The following is a 1,088-nucleotide window of genomic DNA, read 5'->3' as shown; positions in this document are numbered from 1 at the left end:
ATGGCGTATCAGAAGTTACTATTTATAAATGGGTTAAAGAATTTACTCCTATCGGTTTAGGAGAAGAGTCCATGACCCCAAAGGAATTAGCCGCCATACAGAAGGAAAACCTTCGGTTAAAGCAGGAAGTTGAAATTTTAAAAAAGGCTATGGCCATATTCGCGAAAAAGTAACCGAGACAGATCTTACTGAATTTATCGAGGAACACAAGAATCTATACCCCGTACAGAAAATGTGTGAAATATTAGAAATCCCAAGAAGCAGCCATTATCAGTCTCTTCAACTTGTCGTATCAAATCGTGAACAGGAAAACCAAGAACTCACGAAGGAAATTCATCTGATTTACCTGGAAAGCAAGGGACGATATGGGGCTCCAAAGATTCATGAAAGCTTATTAACTAGAGGGTTTTCCCTGAGTCTAAAGCGTGTTCAACGTTTAATGAGCAAGGCAAGAATTCGTTCTATTACTAAGAAGAAATACCGTCCCTATCCATCTAAAGAAAAGGTTATTCAATTGGATAATTTGCTAAAACGAGACTTCACTACTCAGACCATTAATGAGAAGTGGGTAGCAGATATTACGTATATCCACACGTTAAAAGACGGATGGTGTTATTTAGCTTCGGTATTGGACCTTCATTCTAAGAAAATAGTCGGGTATTCATTTTCTCGTTCAATGACGACAGAACTGGTCATAAAAGCTTTCAATAACGCACACCTATCACAAAAGCCCTCGGAGGGCTTAGTTCTTCATACAGATCTTGGCTCACAATATACAAGCAGCGAGTTTACTCAACATATCCAAAACCATCATATTAAGCAATCCTTTAGTCAGAAAGGTTGTCCGTATGATAATGCTTGTATTGAATCCTTTCATGCCCTATTAAAAAAGGAAGAAGTCAACCACGTACAATATCTAGACTATCAAACAGCTAAATTAGCAATGTTCCAATTTATTGAAGGTTGGTATAACCGAAAAAGAATTCACAGCAGCTTGGGCTATCAAACCCCACAAGCCATTGAAGATCGAATTAGGAATACAGCTTAAGATTTAACTTTTTAGTGTCCAAAATATTGACTCAAATCCA

The 1,088-nt window shown here is 37.6% G+C and carries 1 protein-coding gene; it reads left to right on the top strand.

The window, feature by feature from the left end; genetic code table 11:
• A protein-coding gene (locus N0M92_RS29160; RefSeq protein WP_260289031.1) for an IS3 family transposase occupies nt 1-1,048 on the top strand; the annotation gives its coding sequence in 2 pieces (ribosomal slippage) (nt 1-138 and nt 138-1,048; 1,049 coding nt annotated over the 2 pieces). This gene is flagged as partial in the annotation.
• Nucleotides 1,049-1,088: the final 40 nt, after the last annotated feature.

It is taken from the genome of Peribacillus aracenensis, from assembly GCF_025175645.1.
GTDB classification, from domain to species: domain Bacteria; phylum Bacillota; class Bacilli; order Bacillales; family DSM-1321; genus Peribacillus; species Peribacillus aracenensis.
The sequence above is the reverse complement of the archived record's forward strand: the minus strand, read 5'-3'. Positions and strand labels throughout refer to the sequence as shown.